Origin of the sequence: Allohoeflea poritis (assembly GCF_027889715.1) — a bacterium.
Lineage (GTDB): Bacteria > Pseudomonadota > Alphaproteobacteria > Rhizobiales > Rhizobiaceae > Hoeflea_A > Hoeflea_A poritis.
This window is the reverse complement of sequence record NZ_JAPJZH010000020.1, coordinates 55709-73541: the sequence shown is the minus strand read 5'-3', so window position 1 is coordinate 73541 and position 17833 is coordinate 55709. Positions and strand designations below refer to the sequence as shown.

Below are 17833 nucleotides of genomic sequence, written 5' to 3'. Positions count from 1 at the left end.
AGCGGCTCTGATGACCGGCGTTGCAGCGCTCGGCGGATGCGCGGCGCTTGGCGGCGGCTCTCAGAAGGACACCTATGAGCTGTCCAGCATCCCGGCCGTAAAGGGTCCGTATTCGCGCGGCCGGCAGGTCGTTGTCACGGATCCGGGGGCTTTGAAGTCGCTTGACGGTGCCAATATCGTCATTCGAACATCGCCCTCCTCGATACAATATCTGGCGAAATCCCAGTGGAACGATAATCTTCCGGAGATCATCCAGGAAAAGCTGGTCGAGGCGCTTGAAGATTCCGGCCGGTTGGGCGGCGTCGGCAAGCCTGGCGACGGCATTGCCGTCGATTACCTGATCTCGCCGACGATACGAGCGTTCGAGATCATCGCCGGTGGCGGCGATACGGCCGTGGTCGAGATATCCGTGCGGATCATCAACGACCGCAATGGCGTCGTGCGCGCCCAAAGGGTGTTTCAGGCAACAGCTCCGGTGCTGACCGATGACAATGAAGGCTTTGTCTCTGCGCTCGACCAGGCCAATGGCAAGGTGCTGAACGACATCGTTGCCTGGGTTCTCAAGATCGTCTGATTGCCATCAAACAGCGACCCAAAAGAAACCGCCGGCACTTTGTGGTGCCGGCGGCTTCGGTTTCAATTTCGACCGATGACTACTTCAGGCGGCCGCTGGCATGGGCAAGCATGGTGTAAACCTTGCCCGTATCCGAAGTCAGATAGGTTTGCGTGACGACCTTGTCGCGGTCGTTCCGTGCCACATCCGCCAGAAGCTTCTCGAAATCTGCGATGTAGTGATCAACCGCGGACCTGAACTCCGGCTCCTGTGCATATTTGTTCTTGATTTCCTCGAAGGTCTTCTGACCCTTGAGCGTGTAAAGACGCCGGGTGAAGATGTCGCGCTCACCGCTCTGGTAACGCCGCCACAGGTCGACGGATGCGTCATGATCGATTGCACGCGCAATATCCACCGACAGCGAATTCAGCGATTCGACCACCTGGCGCGGGTTGCGCTCGCGGGCATTGCTGGCGCTGCCTGTGTTGCGTTGCGGCTGTGCATCTTCTTCTTCCTTGCGAGACGCGCTGCGCAGGAGGTCCCTGACCCATCCTTCGCTCTGAGGCTTGCGATTCTCAGGCTGCCTGCCGGCGGGCTGCGAGCCGCTTTGCATTATTCCCAGGCCGCCGCGCAGGTCACTCTTGGACGAAGCGGGCTTGGCGGCCGGCACTTCACGCGGCGATTCGGCAACCGGTGCTGCCTCTGCCGGCTTCTCAGCTGCCGGTGCCGCTGGAGCCGCCGGTGGCGTCGGCTGTGCAGCCGGTGAGCGCGGACTTGAGTGGTCGAACATCTGCGACGATTGCTGAACGATCGAGGAAAGATCCTGAAGGGCCTTGATCTGCTCCGATACGGCGTTGCGCATCGCCGAGGTGCTTTCGCGCGTCTCCTCGGGAAGATCGAAAACGCCTTTCTTGATTTCCGCACGCGTTTCCGAGAGCTCCTCGCGGATCGAACCGGCCAGTTGGCGGATTTCGTCGGTAGCGCCGGAGAAGCGGCCGATGGCGTCCTCCACGGCTTCCTTGATCGCGCTCTTCATGGTGTCGGCAGTGTTCGATGACCGGTTTTCCGTGTCGGACAGCATGCTGCCGATCGAGTCCAGGGACGACGACAGGCTGCCGGACAGTTCCTTTGCCGTGCTGCTCGCGCGCTGCTGGGCTTTTTCGAACGCATCCTCGACGATCGATTCGAGCGAACGCATGTTCTTCTCGATCTCTTCCGAGCGCTGGACCAGGCCGCTGGACAGGCCTTCAAGCGCATCCTTGCGCTCCTCAAGCGTGCTGGCCAGACCCGATTGCGCCGAGCCGAGCAGGTCCGATGCCGTCGAGAGCATCTTCGAATGATCCTCGAAGCTGCCGGAGATGGCGCTCACCCGGGCCAGCGTATCGCCGGAAATCGTATCGAGCTGCGCGATGTTGGACTGCAGGATCTGGGTCGATCCGGCAAACATCTCCGCCGCGCGGCCGGCCGTATCGGCAAATTTCTCGGTCGTGTTCGTCAACCGCGAATCCACTTCCTCGAGTGTATTGGCGGTGTTGTTGACGAGGTTCGAGATCGCCGAGTTGCTGCGTCCGAGCTCCGAAATCAGTTCGGTCACTTCGGTCTTGAGGCTGCTGCCGGCATTGTCGATCGCTTCCAGCGTTTCGCGGGTCCGCGTTGTCAGCGCTTCAACCAGCGCGGCGCTCTGAGCCCTCAGCTCCTCGGCGCTTGCCTCGGTGATGTGCTTGAGCTCGCTGGTAATCGCATGTCCGCGTTCGGCATAGGCCTCGACGAGCGGTGTGGCCTGTTCGTCGATCAGCTTCGACAGCTCGGCCGAGCGGCTCGAGAGCATCGAGTTCAGTTCGCGCGTATGTTCTTCCAGCGTCGCCTTGATGGCGAGGTTGCGCGCATCCATGGCCTTTTCGCTGTCGGCGAAGTGCGAGGCGATGCTGTTGGCCTGTTCGCCAACCTTCACGCCGGCTTCCGCTGCGGCATCGGTGATGGCCTGTGCCGCGCCGATAATGCCGGACTCGCTGTCGCTCAGACGGTCGGTCAGATCCGCCAGTTGCCGGTTCAAGGACTCGGTGCGTTCGTTCAGCCGAACCTCGATTGCATCCGAATAGGCCGTGGCGGCCTCGCTCAGCCTTGCCGAGAAACCTTCTCCGATGCCCTGCAGGGACTGGTAGGAGCGCTGTGCCTCGGAATCCATGTGCTCCACGGTCTGGGCAACCGTTTCGCGCAGGGTCGTTGCCATGCCCAGTGCCTGGGTTTCGATCGTGGCGGTGACGCTTTCCAGGCCGGCGCCAAGCGCCGTGTCCATCGTCTCGAGACGCTCCTGCATGTTGGCCGTGCGCTGGTCGATGGTCGCTCCGATGCGTTCGACATTGACCGACAGTGTCGAATCCATTGCCGCCACGGACTCGTCCAGCTTGGCCGATATTCTCTGGTTCCCGTCATTCATAAGCACGTCGATGCGCTCTGCGTTGCTTCCGAGCGTGCTGGCAAGCATTTCGGTATTGCCGGTCACCGAATTGGCGATCGACTGAGAGCCCTCGCGGATGAGCGTATCAATTCTGCCCGAATTCTCGTCGAGCGTCTCCGCCAATTGCTGTGTCGATTCGGTTACCGCCTTGGCGATGGAACCGGCGCCATTGCTGACGAGACCGTCAATACGTTCGGCCCCCGAATCCAGCGCGGATTCGAGCGACTGCGTATTGTCTGTGATGGACTTGGCTATCGTGCCGGTTCCCTGGCGCAGCAGGTTGTCAATGCGTTCAGCATTGGAGCCCAGGGTCACGGCAAGCGCATGGGTGTTTTCCGTTACGGCGCGTCCGACCGTGTCGGCGCCATCGGAAAGGATGGCTTCGAGCCGTTCCGCATTCGAGCCAAGCGTGCCGGCCAGGGACTCCGTGCTCTGGCTGGAAATATTTCCGATTGCCTGGGTGCCTTCGCGGATCAGGTTCTGCAGGCGCTCGGCGCTCGATCCGAGTGTCGATTCCAGCTTGTCCGCGCTGTCGGATGTCGCGTTGTTGATGGCCGCGGTTCCGAAGCCGATCAGGCCTTCGAGGCGCTCGGCGCTGGCAGTCAGCGTCTCTTCCATCTTCTGCGCATTGTCGATGGCAGAGTTGTTGATGGTCTGCGCGCCGTCATTGATCAGTCCCGCGATGTTTGCGGCACTTGTCTCCAACGACGCGGACAGTGCGGCGGTACGATCGTCAACCGCACGCGCGATCGCCTCGGTGCCGCCAGCCATGAGCTGGTCGACGCGTTGCGAGGTCTCTCTCAGGGCCGTCTCGACGGCGCCGGCCTTGGTTTCCAGCTTGCCCTCGATCTCGGCGCTGCTTCCCGCAAGCATCTCGCCAAGGGAATTGGACCGTTCCGATAGCGTACCGGCAATGCGGTCGGCATTGGATGACAATGTGTCGGTCAGGCTTTCGAGGCTTTCGCCCAGTTTTTCCCTCAAGGAACCGCTGCGCTGTTCGAACGCTGCGGTGAATTCAGAGACCCGCTCATCGAATGCGGTGTTGAGCTGTGAGATCGAGCTCTGCATTCTTTCCTGGAAGAAACCGGAGCGCACGTCCAGATCGCTCATCGCGTCTTCCGCGTGATGCTGCAGGCTCTGGCGGAAATTCACGGCCTTCTCGTCGAGCTTGGCATTGAGCGATTCAATCACGCTGTCGAGGCCGCCGCTGAGCGCCTGTTCGCCAACGCTTAGGCTCTCGCTGATTTCCTTGGTACGGGTAACCAGTGTCTCGTTGAGCTGGCGGGCGCGCTCGTTGAGGATCGTGTTCAGCTTCTTCGTATTGTTATCGAGCGACGAGGCGCGTGTCTCGAACTCGGACAGCAGCGACTGGCCGTGCTCGGTCAGGTTGACCTGCAGCGCTTCGAGGCGATTGTCGAATTCCGTCGCCAGGGCGCGGCCCGAATTGCCGAAGGACAGCATCAGCGCCTCGGTGCGCTTCTGCAGAAGATCGGAGACCGACTGGGTGAGTTCGTCGGCCTGTTCGGAGAGCTTGGTGGTGCGGGTGTCAAGCAGCGCAGCGACGGCCTTTCCGGAGGTCGTCAGGCGGCTGGATATCTCGTCACCGGCGGTTTCCAGTTCCTCGCGCAGCTGTTCATGTGCGCTGACAATGGAGGCGCGCACGCGCTCGGAGTGGCTGACGATGGCCTCGCGTTCATTGGCAAGCCCTTCGACAAGGCTGCGCAGCCGGACCTCATTGTCCGAATAGCTGTGTTCCAGGGCGTTGATTTCGGAGTGAACCAGTGTCTCGAGCTCGGAGGCCCGGGCAATGGTGCGTTCGATGCCCTCATTGATGGCGGACACTTCGCGGCGGACGGCCTGTCCCACGCGCATGATGTTGTCGGTCGCCATGGTTTCAGGCTCGAACAGCCGTACGGCGAGTTCAGCCATCGATTTGGCAACGGCACGCATTTCCTGCGCGCGTGCGATCATCATGCCGAAGGCGAGAATGATCATTACCGGCAGAATGATTGCCAGGATCATCATCAGGAACTGGGGACTGTCGATCAGATCCGCTGTCGAAACAAAATTGTCGCCATAGACCAGATTGAACAGGCCGATTCCGCCCAGAACCCATAGACCTGCGAGCACATAGGTCACGATGCGGGCGGTGCGGCCGCCCTTTCCGTCCAGCGAACGCATGATCGCAGCACGGGATTCCCTGCTGTCGTCATTGGCCGGCGCGAAGAGCGGCGAGGGGGTGCTCGCAGCTTTCTGCTGCGCGGTCTGCTGACGCTTCTGGGGTCTGGATTGAGCCTTGGGCTGAACGCGGCTGACGCGGCCTTGCGGCGCTGCCTGCTGCGCCGGTGCCGGCTTCGAAGCGGCGTTGCGCGACGTTGCCGATTTGGCGGATTGACGCCGCGGCGTCTCGCGCGTGCTGCCTTTCGATCCACGGGCATTTGCCTCGGAATCCGTCTTCGCCAATTCGGCGGCGGCCGAGGCGACCTGGGCTTCCAGATCCTCCAGTGACGGCTCGTCGACCAGATCCGACTCCTCACCCCCTTCGAGGTCGAGGCGCAACGCGTCTTCAAGTGCCTTTAGCGGATCGTCACTGGCCGTTTTACTTTGAGCGTTTCTCTTCGCCATACTGATCAATGCCTCGTACTCTGTACCTTTTTCCCGGGACACTGCCTGGGTTTCTGGTCCGGTGTTCCGGAGGGAATGACCGCCGTCGCAAACGGTGCCGCATGCACCCGGATTTCCGACCGCAATTGACAGGGCACTCCCCACACGCTGTCCCCTTGTTCGGGGACTTGCCTCGTGCCAGCTTCCTTTTCTGACACAGTTAACGGCTGGAAACAAATTCTACAGCACGTTTAATGAGTTCGCCCGATCAAAGAACAACTGCGCCCGACGATACCCACAGTTAAATTTTACCGTAATTCCGGTGTTTACGTTGCGTTAACCATAAATGCAGTTTTTTGGCCTATTCTCTGGACCTGTTAAGTGCTTGCCGAAGATTCTGATGTGCACTGTTTTTTACAGTAACGGGAAAGGGATAGGCGATGGTTGCACATCGGGAAATCTTCGAGCCGCCATATCACGGGCACGAACACAGCCCGTCAAGCGAAAGGCCGATCGATCTGGTTCACTTGGCGCGCAAGACATCCGGAGACAAGGAGGCCGAGACTCAGGTCCTCAGCCTGTTTGCCCGCCAGGCGCGCCAATGTGTCAATCAGCTGTGCGGAACGAATCACCTGACCGACAGGAAAGACCTTCTTGCCGTGGTGCGCACGCTGCACGGTTCGGCCAGCAGCGTCGGCGCGTTCTGCGTCTCGCGTGCCGCCGAGAGCCTGGAGAAGGACCCAAGCGACGGTGTGCTTCACGACGCGCTGACAGATGCTGTTGTCGACGTCGAGAATTTCATCTTCGGCCTGTCCCGGTAGCCGGTTTCAAAACCCGTGTCGCAATTGTGGCGTGAAACGCCGCAATCCCGTGTGAACGCGCGCATTTCTCGCAACAACGCTTGACTTCCGCGCAGGTGTCTTTAACTCCGCATTGTTGTCTTGAATGCGGAGCCTGCCGAATGACCAAACTGACAATTGTCGCCAATGACGGCACGAATTTTGAAGTCGATGCCGAAGACGGCTCAACGGTCATGGAAAACGCTATCCGCAATGCAGTGCCGGGCATCGAAGCCGAATGCGGCGGCGCTTGCGCCTGTGCCACCTGTCATGTCTATGTCGATGACGACTGGAGTGAAGTCGTCGGATCCCCCGATGTCATGGAAGAAGACATGCTCGATTTTGCCTATGACGTCCGGCCGACATCCAGACTATCATGTCAGATCAAGGTCAAGCCCGAGCTCGACGGGCTGGTCGTTCACGTTCCCGAACGCCAGGCCTGATCGCAACAAAGCTCTCATCTCGCTGAGGAAGGTCAGGATGGGACGATGACACAATCCGTTGAAACCGATGTCGTCATAATCGGAGCCGGACCGGTCGGCCTGTTCGCCGTTTTCGAGCTTGGCCTCCTGGATCTTGAATGTCACCTGATCGATATTCTCGACCGGCCGGGTGGCCAGTGTGCCGAGCTCTATCCGGAAAAGCCGATCTATGACATCCCGGCCTGGCCCGTCATATCCGGTCAGGATCTGACCGACAGACTGATGGAGCAGATCAAGCCCTTCAACCCGCAATTCCACTTCAACCGGATGGTCACGGCGCTCAGAAAGCTTGATGACGGGCGCTTCGAGGTCGAAACGGATGAAGACGAGGTGCTGCGGGCCAAGGTGGTCGTGGTCGCCGCCGGAGGCGGATCCTTCCAGCCGAAACGGCCGCCCATTCCGGGCATCGAGGCCTTTGAGGGGCACAGCGTCTTTTATGCCGTGCGGCGGATGGAAGAATTCCGCGACCATGACCTCTTGATCGTCGGCGGCGGCGATTCCGCCCTCGACTGGACACTGAACCTTCATCCGATAGCCAACTCGGTAACGCTGGTTCACCGCCGTCCGCAGTTCCGCGCAGCGGATGACAGCGTCAACAAGATGTTCGCGCTGCGCGATGAGGGCGCGCTGCGTTTCGAGGTGGGCCAGGTCTCGGCGCTGAGCGGCGAGGACGGTCAATTGCGATCGGCGACGCTGAAAGGGCCTGAAAGCGAATTCGAAGTGGAGTGTACGCGTCTGCTGCCGTTTTTCGGCCTGACCATGAAACTCGGCCCCATCGCGGATTGGGGCCTTAATCTGCACGAAAACCTGATCACCGTGGATACTGAGAAGTTCGAGACCAGCGAAGCCGGCATTTTCGCCATCGGCGATATCAACTGGTATCCCGGAAAACTGAAGCTGATCCTGTCCGGTTTCCACGAAGCGGCGCTGATGGCGCAGGCTGCGCGCCGGATCGTACGGCCCGACGAGCGTGTTGTCTTCCAGTACACCACGTCCTCTACCAGCCTGCAGAAAAAGCTCGGCGTCAAATAGGTTTGGTCCGATGACGAAGGTGGCGGCGCAGTTGTCCATTTCGCATCCCGGGTTCAGCACGCGTGCGTGGCGACTGGCGCATGGCCGTTCGCTCGTGCTGGGACCGCGCGGACACTTGAAAGGCATCGTCAATGTGACGCCCGATTCCTTTTCGGATGGCGGCCGGTTCGACGATTTGGAGGCGGCCGTGAAAGCAGCCGAAGCGATGGTCGCTGAAGGCGCATCCATCATTGATATTGGCGGGGAGTCGACGCGGCCGGGCGCCGATCCCGTCGATGCCGAGACGGAACAGGCCAGGGTACTGCCGGTCATTGCGGCGCTGGCGCAACGAACCGATGCCGTCATTTCGGTCGACACCTACCGCGCCGAGACGGCGCGACGGGCGGTGGAGGCCGGCGCGCATGTGATCAACGATGTATGGGGATTGCAGCGCGACCCGGACATGGCGCGAACAGCGGCGGCGCTCGGCGCGGGCCTTTGCATCATGCATACGGGCCGCGACCGTCAGAAGGCGGAGGATGTTGTCGAGGATCAGTACCTGTTTCTGGGGCGTTCGCTGGAACTTGCGCGTGACGCGGGTGTGCCGGACGATGCGATCGTGCTCGATCCCGGGTTCGGTTTTGCCAAGGACGCGGATGAGAATATCGAGCTGATGGCCCGCTTCGCCGAATTGCACGCGCTGGGTTATCCGCTTGTGGCGGGAACGTCGCGCAAGCGGTTCATCGGCGCAGTCAGCGGCCGCGACATGGATCGGCGCGATATCGCGACGGCATCGACCACGGCCATGCTGCGCCTTGAGGGTGCGGCCATTTTCCGGGTCCATGATGTCGCCGCGAACAGGGATGCCCTTGCCATGGCCGATGCCGTGGTCGCCCGGCGGCTTGAAGGAACTGCAAGATGAGCGAAACATACCGGATTGGCCTGAAGAATTGTGTCTTCTTTGCAAGGCACGGGGTTTTCGAGGCTGAGGCAGAGCTCGGCCAGAGTTTTTACATCGATGTCGAGATGGATGTGCTGGCCGGCGCTGCGCTGACGTCCGACGAGCCCGAGGACACCGTTGACTATGGCGCGGTGCACACGGCGCTGCATCAAATCGTGACGCAGGAGCGCTTCAAGCTCATCGAGGCGCTGGCCTACCGCATCGGCAAGGATCTGTGCACCCGGTTCGCGAAGATCCGCCGTGTTGTGGTGACCATTCGCAAGCCAAGCGCACCCATACCGGGCATCTTCGATCATGCGGAGGTCCGTGTCGAATATGTTCCCGACTAGATGTGAGCTTTCTGGAGGTTGTCCATTCGGTCCGGATCGGGGAGGCGCGTCGTGCAGCGCGATGCAGCGCATTGGGCAAGCGGCGCAACGACGCCGATGGGCCGATTTTCCCCACCCTTGAAAGGAAAGTAGATGTTGAAACTTAAAGATGAGTGGGCCGGGCGATTTTGGCCTCTGGCGTTGTTGGCTCGCGCTTGTGGTGGGTAGAGCCGAAGGGATGAGAAAAACGGCCACGCTGGGTCTTGGCGGCAACATCGGCGACCCGCCGGCAAGCATGGCCGCCGCATTGCGCATGCTCGATGCGACCGACGGGATTTCCGTTTCGGCGGTTTCGCGTCTTTATCGGACGCCGCCCTGGGGCAAGACCGACCAGGACTGGTTTTTCAACTGCTGTGCGATTGTCGAGACAAGCTGTGCTCCGCGCGCATTGCTGGATGCCTGCCTGGACATTGAAAAGCGGCTGAAACGCAAACGCCGCGAGCGCTGGGGTCCGCGCATTATCGATATCGACGTGTTGACCTTCGATGATCTGGAAGTGCGGGAGGACGGGCTGATCATTCCGCACCCGCACATGCACGAACGCGCATTCGTGCTTTTGCCGCTCACGGACATAGCCGCTTCTATGGAGCTGAGGGGTGAGCCGGTTTCGCAGTGGGCGGCGCGATGTGACAGCGCCGGAATCGAGATTGCCAGCGAAGACGGCAAATGGTGGAAGGAAACCGGCGCATAAGTTAAATCGTCACCAAAGCCTAGCGCAGATGATCCTGTGCGTTGGAGGCGCCGACCCTGCGTTCGCGTGACAGCGTCATGCCGATGACCGGGATCAGTCTTTCGCGGACCTTCACCGAAATCGTCACATTCATGACATTGGGTTCTTCGAGGTGCGCGACCATGGCACCGTCGAGCTTTTTCCGGTTGAGGCCGACGACGATCTTGTTGCCGTTGATCTGCCCGGAAATGATATCAAGGCCGTCGCCCTTGGCGCCGTCCTGGAAACGGCCGCTATATTTGCCGCGTTTGCCGCCGATGAAAGCGGACATTTTTTGAGAGAAGATGCCGACGCGGCAATGGCCGTCCATAGCCACACCGACCGCGTGTTCGGCCGATGGCGCGCCCTTGAATTTGCAGACGAATTTGGTGCCCTTGTATTTGCCGGCGACAATTTCTCCCGGACCGCGCCAGCTTCCTTCGACGGATTCGAAGAAGATCTTGTCTTTCTGTCCGGCCCATGAAGGGGTCGCGAAACCGGCGATGACAAGGGCAAGTGCGCTCAGGGATAAACGAAAGAACATGATCCAGCCTGCGGCAAATTCGGGACATCCTACCTTCAACCGGAATGGTTAATGCCGGGTTGAAGGTCGCGTGGATTGTAGCAGAGGGCAGTGAAATAACGAAATCAGGCCGGTTCAAGGCCTTTAGCCGGCTTTACCGCAGCCTCAAACAGGCTTGGGCGTTGCTCCCGCGCGCCTGTGTTGACGTGGGGGCGGCAGGGATTATGTTCCGCTTATGGATGAATCCAACGCAGCAAAATCGCTCTCGGCACTGGGTCACGAGGCCCGTCTCGGCGTCTTTCGGCTTCTCGTCAAGGCAGGCGACGGTGGCCTCAATGTCGGAGACATCGTGCAACATCTTTCGATCCCGCCATCGACGCTTGCCCATCATCTTTCCGCGCTGGTCGATGCCGGCTTTGTTCGGCAGGAGCGTTTCGGGCGGGAAATCCGCAACTTCGCCGACTACGATATGATGACGGAACTGGTGGATTTCCTGACCAAGGAATGCTGTGTCGGGTTGAGCCAGCCGGACAGCGCTGCCTGACGCCGTCAGTTCCTGGTCTTGTCTTGCTTTTTGCCACCCGCCGCCTGGCGGGTCAGGTCGCCGACGAATTCGCCGATGCCCGGTCGCTTGAGGCTGTGGAATGCAAGCGGCCGGCACAGGTCCATCGCCGCGATGCCGATGCGGGCGGTCATCAGCCCGTTGACCACGCCTTCTCCGAGGCGCGCCGATACCTTGCTGGCCAGGCCCTGTCCCATGAGCTGCTGCACCACACCGTCGCCGAGCGCCAGCGAACCGGTGACGGCAAGGTGTCCGACCACGTCGCGGGCAAGCCGGATGGCCCCGAGTGTTCCGGGCCTGCCGCCATACAGTGTGGCAAGGCCGCGAATGAGGCGCATGGCCTCGAACAGTACGTATCCGATATCGATCAGCGCCCGCGGACTGAGCGCCGTTACCACCGAAACCCGCTTCGAAGCGTTGACGATGAGGCGACGCGCTTCCTGGTCGACGGGGCCGAGCAATTGCGTTTCCGTCAATTCCATGATGTGCGGTCCGTCGATGACTTCGCCGTCCAGCTCCTTGAGCGCGCGCCGCGCGCGGGCGGTCTCCGGCCGGTTTGAAAAAATGCGCATGAGCTTTGCCTGAACCGCGCGTGCCTTTTTCGGACGCTTCTCCAGGCGGGCTTCTTCCGCCTCCTCGCGTATCGCATGGACGGCGTCAAGGCGCATGAGCGCGCGGATTTCCCGCACCGCAAGGCCCAGAAGCGATCCGACGCCTATGGCGGTGAGTGCCGTCGCCAGCCAACCGAGCCATACGGATCGGGCGAAGAAGCCGGCGATGAGACCGTCCAGCCAGAGCGCGAAGGCCAGCGAGAACAGCAGCCCGAACGCTCCAAGCGCCAGCCTTCCGAAGGAAAACCCTCTCCGTTTCGGTTCGGCCACAGGCGGTGTCAGAGCCTCAATTGGCAAATTCTCATCGCCCTGATCGGCGAATTCGAAGGGCAGCAGCCCATCGTCGCCTTCTTCGACGTCGAATGCGACGGGCTTGCGTTGTTGCTTTGTCATGCGAGCCAATCCCCGAAAAGAAACTCGAAGGCCCGATCCAGGCGGATATGCGGCAGCGAAAGCGTGACGCCCTCTGCCGTGCGCTCCAGCCGGGGCGGGCGGAAACGGACGAAATTCAGATGCGGTATCGGGGTGCCGGTATCGTGCAAATGTTCAAAAAAGGAATCCGCATCTTCCGGCAAATCACCGGGAAATATGCGTTTATCCGTATTCCCGTTGAACGTCTTGCCGTCGATTTTCTCGCCTTTCATGGGCGTGCCGACGATGAGCGGCAGCCTGTCCTTGCCCTGTTTGGCATTGGTTTCGCGCGTTGCGCGTACGGCCGCCATCGCGATGACCTCGATATCGGCCTTTGCGTATCCGGCCTTGCGCGTCGCGCGGGAAACCAGCCTGCCGACGATTTCCTCAAGCCTGTCATGGCTTTCCTGGTGCAGATGGTCCGCCTTGGTGGCGCCGATCAGAACCCGGTCGATGCGCCGCGAAATCAGAGATGTCAGAAAATTGCTCCGGCCCGGGCGGAAGCAGGACAGTATGTCCACCAGCGCCCGCTCGAGATCCTGTACGGCTTCCGGGCCGGCATTCATCGCCTGCAGCGCGTCGATGAGAATTATCTGGCGGTCGAGGCGCGCGAAATGCTCGCGAAAGAAGGGTTTGACGACCAGGCTCTTATAGGCCTCGTAACGCCGCTCCATCATTGCCCAAAGCGAACCGGCCGAGGCCGATCCCTCCGGCAGATCGGGCAGGGGAGCGAATGTCAGTGCAGGCGAGCCTTCAAGGTCGCCCGGCATGAGGAAACGGCCGGGCGGCAGGGTTGAAAGGGCGCGTTCGTCACTGCGGCAGTTCCGCAGATATTCGGCAAAAAGGCCGGCGATGCCGCGCGCGCCCGTTTCATCGGCGGGTGCGCGAACATCCAGGTTCGTGGCAGTTTCCAGCCACTGGCGGGCCAGGTCGATGCGGGCCGGCGAGCGTGCCAGGGAAACCGCCATGCGGCTGAATTCCGCGAAATCCTGCTGCAGGAGCGGCAGATCGAGAAGCCATTCCCCCGGGTAATCGACAATGTCGATGGACAGTTTTCCGGAAGACAGCAGCCGGTTCCAGGCGCTGGCGGATTCATACTCGATGGTCAGGCGCAGTTCGGAAATGGCGCGGGTCGACTGCGGCCAGAGACGTTCTTCGACGAGTGCACGTACATGGTCCTCATACTGGAAGCGCGGTACGCCGTCGTCGGGCTGGGGCTCCAGATAGGCGGACGCGATGCGGCCGCTCTGCTGTGCCTTGAACAGGGGCAGGCGCCCGCCATGGATCAGATTATGGACCAGTGCGGTAATGAAGACGGTCTTTCCGGCGCGGGACAGCCCCGTCACGCCGAACCGCATATTCGGGCGCAGCATGTCGCCCGCCCGGTCGACGAGGTTGTCGACGGTTATCATTGCCTCGTCCGAGATGCGGGAAAGCGCAGAACCCAATTGTCACCTGCCTGGCGTGTTCGTTGGTGGGGATATAAGAGCCCACCCGGCTGCTGTTCAAGCCAATGCAGGTGCAACGTGCCGCCTCCGATGTGCGGTGCCGTGCTCTGGCCTTATCTGGAGACAAGGATCTGATTTTGAAATTATTGAATTTATTTCAATACTTTAACGTAAAGGTACGCTCATTCACCCATCGACCCGTTGCGCCAGCTTGCGCAGCCGTTTCGGCGACAGGAATTCGCTCAGATGCCCGCCTTCGTCGATGGAGGCCAGTGAGCCGTCGAATTCGATCATGGCAAGGCCGGCGGTCGGGAAACCTTTCTGCAGCCTTTCGCCCGGCCGGTCCCTGGCCGTTGCGCTGAGGGCCCGTGCGGTGTCTTCCATCATCGGATTATGACCGATCAGCATCACCGGAGACGCGGTTTGCCGCGAAAGCAGATCCACGTAGTAACGGTAATCATTGCTGTAGAGCGCATCGATGTTTTCGACCGGCGGCGGGTTCGTCAGATACGACAGGACGATATCGCAGGTCTGCCGGCAACGTGCCGCGGTCGAGCACAGGACCGCTTGCGGCAACTTGTCCCGTTTTGACAATGCGTTGCCGACAATCCGCGCGTCCTCGATGCCGCGCTCGTCGAGCGGCCGATCAAAATCGCGCTGGCCGGGGCGCGCCCATGCGGAATGGGCATGCCGAAGCAGGTAGACGATCGCGGATGCCGATGCATTTTTGTCCATGCGCGCTTTCTGCCCTATGCGAGGCCGGTTCGGCCAGGCTTCCTTACATCCGGCATTTAAAGCATCATTCGATCCTTGACGCGAGGGGGCAGGGCGCAAATTGCATTGCGGGTGGGGACAATGAGGCCTCGCAGGGATTTGCGGGCTGTCGGCCGGCATGGAAATATGCCAAATGCGGTTGAGTTCGTTCCGCTTTCACCGGTGCCAAATGCACGCGACCCCGCATAAAGCCACACCTCACGTTTCCAGCTATTACGCTGCCAAAGCGACGCCGCGTGCCCCCTTGGGCTCCCTGAGCGGACAGGAGGAGGCCGATGTCGCCGTCATTGGCGGCGGGCTCGCCGGTCTGACCATCGCGCGTGAGCTGTGCGAAAGGGGCCTGTCGGTGGTGCTTCTGGAGGCCAGCCGGATCGGCTGGGGCGCGTCCGGGCGCAATGGCGGGTTCGTTTCGCCGGGATATGCGCAAGGAACTGCGGCGATCGAGCGATGTGTCGGCAGGCACAAGGCCAGCCGGCTTCACGCGCTGTCGGTCGACGGCATGAACTATGTCGAGGAAACGATTGCCAAGGCCGGCAGGGAGGACATTATCGCCGGACGTGGATGGCTGCATCTCATCCGGCACAAGCGGACCGACGCACTGAGGCAATGGCAACAGGCCATGTCGGACCGCTATGGCGCGACGCTCGAGTTTGTTGACCGGCCCGCCTTGCAGGCGCTGCTCGATACGCAAAAATACCATGCCGGCGTGATCGATCCCGGATGCTTTCACATCGATCCGCTCGCCTATTGCGAATTGCTGCTCGAGTTGTGCCGGGCCGGCGGCGTGCGCGTTCATGAAGAAACCCGCGTGAGTGGCGTCAGCAGATCCGGCCAGACCTACCATGTCAAATCTTCCGACGGTTCCGTCCGGGCGAAGTCGGTCGTCGTTGCCACCAGCGCCTATGGCGGCCCCGTCGGCGCCATAGAGCGAAGCGTGCTGCCGGTCGCGACCTATGTGGTGGTCAGTCGGCCTGACAGCAGGATCGGCGAGGCCATACGGTATCGCGGATGCATCACGGATCAGCGGCGGGCCGGAGACTACTATCGCATTGTCGAGGACGAAGCGGGCCAACGCCTGCTCTGGGGCGGGCGCATCACCACGCGGCGGTCGCAGCCCGCGCAGCTCTCGCGCCTGATGCGCGGCGATATTGCGGGCGTCTATCCGCAACTCGGCGACATCGAGATTGAATATACCTGGTCAGGGCTGATGGGGTACGCGCGCCACAAGATGCCGATTGTCGGGGAGATCCGGCCCGGGCTCTTTGCAGCCACCGCATTCGGCGGTCACGGCCTCAATACGACCGCCGCGGCAGGCCTGGCGATTGCCGACGCCATCACCGGTTCGAAGGAGCGCCTGGCGCTGTTCGAAGATTACACGATGGCCTGGGGCGGCGGCATTTTCGGTCGCATTGCCACGCAGATTGAATACATGCGGCTAAGACTTGTTGACTATATCGATGAAATATAGCGCAAGCACAAATGTGAACTTGTTGTGACAATTTGGTAATTCAAAGCAGTCGCATACAGAAAACCGCATGCTCACAAAAAACTGAACCGACCCATGAATTCCCGCTTGTAAGCACAGTGCGGTGTGGCTATACACACGCCCCACAAGCACTGCCAAACAAGGAATCACCATGAATGAGATAATCGATCTTGGTTCCTACGTTCCCTCGGATGACGAGGAGTTCATGAACGAGAAGCAGCGAGCCTATTTTCGAGCCAAGTTGAATGCATGGAAAAACGAGATCCTTCGCGAGGCGCGGGAAACACTCGGCAATCTTCAGGAAGACAGCGCAAATCACCCCGACATTGCCGACAGGGCATCGTCGGAAACGGACAGAGCCATTGAACTGCGTGCCAGGGACCGGCAGCGCAAGCTGATCTCCAAAATCGATGCGGCGCTTCGGCGCCTTGACGAAGGTACATACGGATATTGCGAAGAGACCGGCGAGCCGATCAGCCTGAAAAGGCTCGACGCGCGGCCGATCGCAACGCTTTCCATCGAAGCCCAGGAACGTCATGAGCGCCGGGAAAAAGTCTATCGCGACGAATAGTCGGGATGACGATAAGCGAAATAAAAGGCGGCCCTGAGCCGCCTTTCTCTTTTGCTTGCCCATAGGCGCTTGTCTCTAGTGCTTTACCGTGAGGTCGCCGAGCAGCTTCTTCATCTCGTCTTCCAGAGATGCAGCCGGCGGTTTGACCGGCTCTTCCTTCTCGGGCTGCGGAGGCTCGACCGGTTCCGGTGTTTCCACGGCAAGCTTCTGCTTCTCGGCCTTGCTCATTTCAGCCTCGAGCACCCTGTCGAAATCGGCAATCAGCTCATCCGCCGTAACCGTCGGGGATGTATCGATGCTCTCCGGCGGTGTGGGGGCCGTATCGACAACCGGGATGCCCGCTGTTGCCGTCGCCAGGGGCGATTGCGGTTCGGGCGCCTTGCTTTCGATCTTTGCTTCGGCCTCGACAGCCTCGGACAGCACCGGTGGCGTCATTTCCTTTTCCGGAAGGACGAGGTCGCGTGCCGCGTCAAGAACGTCTTCCAGTTCCGCGGCGATCGTTTCGTCTTCCGGTTTTTCCGCTTTGATCAGAGGTTTCGGTTCTTCCCTGATGTCGGGCGCGGCCGACATATCGGGTTTTGTGTCCGCCTTGTCCGCCGGGTTTGCGGCGGCATCCGCAACCGCCGCCGAAACGGCGACCGCTGCGAGTTCCGGTGCCGGCTTTTCGGGTGCCACGGGCTTCGCCTCTGCTGCCGGCTTTGGTTCAACCAATGGCTTTGCTGAGATTTCGGCTTTTTGTTCGGTTTTCTGCTCCGGTTTCTTCTGTGTTTCCGGCTCCGGAGCGCTTTTCGCCGCCGCGGTCTCAGCCTTTGGCTGTTCCTGCGGCTTGTCAGTCGGCTTTGCCGCCGGGATGTTCAACGGTTCGGTGGCAATAGGCTCAGCCGGTTTTTGCGGAGGCGGCGCCTTTTGCTGTTGCGGGCGTTGCGCCGGCTTGGCCGGTTGCTGCGCCGTCGCGTCCTGCTGGGCAGCGCGCATGGCAGCACGGTTGATGCCGCGCTCGACCACGATATCGCTCGGTCCGCCGATCATGATCAGGTGTTCGACATTGTCGCGGCGCACCAGAACGAGCCTGCGGCGCGCATCCACCGCCGTTGCGTCAAGCACCGCAAGCCGCGGCTGACGGGAATTCCCGCCGCGAATGAAGGCCATATGTCCGCGCCGTCGCAGGTTCCAGACGAGAAGACCGATGGCGACAAGGATAACCAAGCCCACCGCAAGCATGGAGTAAAGGGACATGCCGTCCGTGCTGAAAAGCGCATCGCCCATGATAATTCTACTTTATTTCAATGCCCTATCCACTCGCATCACTTGTACGAGTCGGAATACCCAACTGGCATGAAGCGTAGAGACCGATTGTGGCGCTTGCAAGCTCAGGGCCGGCGAAATTCAAACAACACACAGTTTGCACACCGTTTTTGCGATGGTTTTGCCCGCATTGCGCGATTTATCCGGGGCCAAGGCG

Annotated in this window: 16 protein-coding genes; 10 read left to right on the top strand and 6 right to left on the bottom strand. The window is 60.7% G+C overall.

Annotated features, from left to right (window positions below):
- Window positions 1–10 precede the first annotated feature (10 nt).
- A complete protein-coding gene (locus tag OOZ53_RS23070) occupies window positions 11–574 on the top strand; it encodes an ABC-type transport auxiliary lipoprotein family protein (RefSeq protein WP_425499223.1) in 564 nt (187 codons plus the stop codon).
- Between the two features lie 79 nt (window positions 575–653).
- Here OOZ53_RS23070 and OOZ53_RS23065 read toward each other — a convergent pair whose 3' ends face one another.
- Window positions 654–5636 (bottom strand): apolipoprotein A-IV repeat region-like domain-containing protein, encoded by a 4983-nt coding sequence (locus OOZ53_RS23065; RefSeq protein ID WP_271092116.1) that lies wholly within the window; start codon window positions 5634–5636, stop codon window positions 654–656.
- Window positions 5637–6055: 419 nt separating this feature from the next.
- Between OOZ53_RS23065 and OOZ53_RS23060 the strand changes: the two genes are divergently transcribed.
- From OOZ53_RS23060 to folK, 6 genes are all read left to right on the top strand, one after another.
- A complete protein-coding gene (locus OOZ53_RS23060; protein ID WP_271092115.1) occupies window positions 6056–6436 on the top strand; it encodes an Hpt domain-containing protein in 381 nt (126 codons plus the stop codon).
- Between the two features lie 140 nt (window positions 6437–6576).
- Window positions 6577–6897, top strand: coding sequence for a 2Fe-2S iron-sulfur cluster-binding protein (locus OOZ53_RS23055; protein WP_271092114.1), 321 nt, complete (start codon window positions 6577–6579; stop codon window positions 6895–6897).
- 45 nt (window positions 6898–6942) lie between these two features.
- Entirely contained in the window at window positions 6943–7968 is a 1026-nt protein-coding gene (locus tag OOZ53_RS23050; protein ID WP_271092113.1) for an NAD(P)/FAD-dependent oxidoreductase, read from the top strand.
- 37 nt (window positions 7969–8005) lie between these two features.
- Window positions 8006–8869 carry a dihydropteroate synthase gene (gene folP / locus OOZ53_RS23045; protein WP_425499222.1) on the top strand — a complete coding sequence of 288 codons (864 nt, stop codon included), beginning with the start codon at window positions 8006–8008 and terminating at the stop codon, window positions 8867–8869.
- Window positions 8866–9237 carry a dihydroneopterin aldolase gene (folB, locus tag OOZ53_RS23040; RefSeq protein ID WP_271092111.1) on the top strand — a complete coding sequence of 124 codons (372 nt, stop codon included), beginning with the start codon at window positions 8866–8868 and terminating at the stop codon, window positions 9235–9237. The genes folP and folB overlap by 4 nt, the downstream gene beginning before the upstream one ends.
- A gap of 217 nt (window positions 9238–9454) precedes the next feature.
- A complete protein-coding gene (gene folK, locus OOZ53_RS23035) occupies window positions 9455–9967 on the top strand; it encodes a 2-amino-4-hydroxy-6-hydroxymethyldihydropteridine diphosphokinase (RefSeq protein ID WP_271092110.1) in 513 nt (170 codons plus the stop codon).
- A 19-nt stretch (window positions 9968–9986) separates the two neighbouring features.
- Here the strand turns inward: folK and OOZ53_RS23030 are convergent, their stop codons facing one another.
- Window positions 9987–10529, bottom strand: coding sequence for a hypothetical protein (locus OOZ53_RS23030; RefSeq protein ID WP_271092109.1), 543 nt, complete (start codon window positions 10527–10529; stop codon window positions 9987–9989).
- A gap of 214 nt (window positions 10530–10743) precedes the next feature.
- Here OOZ53_RS23030 and OOZ53_RS23025 point away from each other — a divergent pair, with 214 nt between their 5' ends.
- Entirely contained in the window at window positions 10744–11052 is a 309-nt protein-coding gene (locus tag OOZ53_RS23025; RefSeq protein ID WP_271092108.1) for an ArsR/SmtB family transcription factor, read from the top strand.
- 5 nt (window positions 11053–11057) lie between these two features.
- Here OOZ53_RS23025 and OOZ53_RS23020 read toward each other — a convergent pair whose 3' ends face one another.
- The 3 genes from OOZ53_RS23020 to OOZ53_RS23010 all read right to left on the bottom strand — a co-directional run bounded on the left by OOZ53_RS23020 (window position 11058) and on the right by OOZ53_RS23010 (window position 14275).
- A complete protein-coding gene (locus tag OOZ53_RS23020; protein ID WP_271092107.1) occupies window positions 11058–12074 on the bottom strand; it encodes a YcjF family protein in 1017 nt (338 codons plus the stop codon).
- A complete protein-coding gene (locus OOZ53_RS23015; RefSeq protein ID WP_271092106.1) occupies window positions 12071–13504 on the bottom strand; it encodes a YcjX family GTP-binding protein in 1434 nt (477 codons plus the stop codon). The genes OOZ53_RS23020 and OOZ53_RS23015 overlap by 4 nt, the downstream gene beginning before the upstream one ends.
- A 222-nt stretch (window positions 13505–13726) precedes the next feature.
- A complete protein-coding gene (locus OOZ53_RS23010; RefSeq protein ID WP_271092105.1) occupies window positions 13727–14275 on the bottom strand; it encodes a SixA phosphatase family protein in 549 nt (182 codons plus the stop codon).
- Between the two features lie 283 nt (window positions 14276–14558).
- On the opposite strand from OOZ53_RS23010, the gene OOZ53_RS23005 reads away from it, so the two are divergent.
- On the top strand, window positions 14559–15782 hold the full coding sequence (locus tag OOZ53_RS23005; RefSeq protein WP_271092104.1) for an NAD(P)/FAD-dependent oxidoreductase: 1224 nt from the start codon (window positions 14559–14561) through the stop codon (window positions 15780–15782).
- A 169-nt stretch (window positions 15783–15951) separates the two neighbouring features.
- Entirely contained in the window at window positions 15952–16371 is a 420-nt protein-coding gene (gene dksA, locus OOZ53_RS23000; protein ID WP_271092103.1) for an RNA polymerase-binding protein DksA, read from the top strand.
- Between the two features lie 75 nt (window positions 16372–16446).
- Here the strand turns inward: dksA and OOZ53_RS22995 are convergent, their stop codons facing one another.
- Entirely contained in the window at window positions 16447–17637 is a 1191-nt protein-coding gene (locus tag OOZ53_RS22995) for a flagellar biosynthetic protein FliO (RefSeq protein WP_271092102.1), read from the bottom strand.
- Window positions 17638–17833 lie beyond the last annotated feature (196 nt).

Excerpts from the sequence above, each read along its gene's own strand:
- OOZ53_RS23070 (WP_425499223.1), top strand. The coding sequence starts at position 11 with ATGACCGGCGTTGCAGCGCTCGGCGGATGCGCGGCGCTTGGCGGCGGC.
- OOZ53_RS23065 (WP_271092116.1), bottom strand. The coding sequence starts at position 5,636 with ATGGCGAAGAGAAACGCTCAAAGTAAAACGGCCAGTGACGATCCGCTA.
- OOZ53_RS23060 (WP_271092115.1), top strand. The coding sequence starts at position 6,056 with ATGGTTGCACATCGGGAAATCTTCGAGCCGCCATATCACGGGCACGAA.
- OOZ53_RS23055 (WP_271092114.1), top strand. The coding sequence starts at position 6,577 with ATGACCAAACTGACAATTGTCGCCAATGACGGCACGAATTTTGAAGTC.
- OOZ53_RS23050 (WP_271092113.1), top strand. The coding sequence starts at position 6,943 with ATGACACAATCCGTTGAAACCGATGTCGTCATAATCGGAGCCGGACCG.
- folB (WP_271092111.1), top strand. The coding sequence starts at position 8,866 with ATGAGCGAAACATACCGGATTGGCCTGAAGAATTGTGTCTTCTTTGCA.
- folK (WP_271092110.1), top strand. The coding sequence starts at position 9,455 with ATGAGAAAAACGGCCACGCTGGGTCTTGGCGGCAACATCGGCGACCCG.
- OOZ53_RS23030 (WP_271092109.1), bottom strand. The coding sequence starts at position 10,529 with ATGTTCTTTCGTTTATCCCTGAGCGCACTTGCCCTTGTCATCGCCGGT.
- OOZ53_RS23025 (WP_271092108.1), top strand. The coding sequence starts at position 10,744 with ATGGATGAATCCAACGCAGCAAAATCGCTCTCGGCACTGGGTCACGAG.
- OOZ53_RS23020 (WP_271092107.1), bottom strand. The coding sequence starts at position 12,074 with ATGACAAAGCAACAACGCAAGCCCGTCGCATTCGACGTCGAAGAAGGC.
- OOZ53_RS23015 (WP_271092106.1), bottom strand. The coding sequence starts at position 13,504 with ATGATAACCGTCGACAACCTCGTCGACCGGGCGGGCGACATGCTGCGC.
- OOZ53_RS23010 (WP_271092105.1), bottom strand. The coding sequence starts at position 14,275 with ATGGACAAAAATGCATCGGCATCCGCGATCGTCTACCTGCTTCGGCAT.
- dksA (WP_271092103.1), top strand. The coding sequence starts at position 15,952 with ATGAATGAGATAATCGATCTTGGTTCCTACGTTCCCTCGGATGACGAG.
- OOZ53_RS22995 (WP_271092102.1), bottom strand. The coding sequence starts at position 17,637 with ATGGGCGATGCGCTTTTCAGCACGGACGGCATGTCCCTTTACTCCATG.